The organism is Kitasatospora sp. NRRL B-11411, from assembly GCF_000721345.1.
GTDB lineage: Bacteria > Actinomycetota > Actinomycetes > Streptomycetales > Streptomycetaceae > Kitasatospora > Kitasatospora cineracea.
The window spans coordinates 1-259 of the sequence record NZ_JOGH01000343.1; the positions used below are offsets into that span (position 1 = coordinate 1).

General features: G+C 71.8%; 1 pseudogene. It reads right to left on the minus strand.

Features of this window, described 5'->3' with window-relative positions:
- Window positions 1-259: pseudogene (locus IH44_RS42225) on the minus strand (hypothetical protein); the annotation flags it as partial.

Genomic DNA, 259 nt, shown 5'->3' on the forward strand with positions numbered 1-259 from the left:
GTGGTGGACTTCGCTCCAGACGATCTCGCGGGCGACGCCGTTGTTGCGGAAGGCGGGGGAGTAGCTGTGTCCCCAGCGGTCGCCGAGGGCGAGTGCGGCGAGGACGGCCGGGGGGTCGTCGGGTCCGTCGGGCCGGATGATGGAGAGTTCGATCCGGAAGCCGTCGGCGATGGTGGTCAGCCGGGCCTCCCCGCCGCCGCCGGCCCGGGAGAGCTGCTCGGCGATCTCCCAAGTCCGTTGCCGTAACGCGTCGTTCACG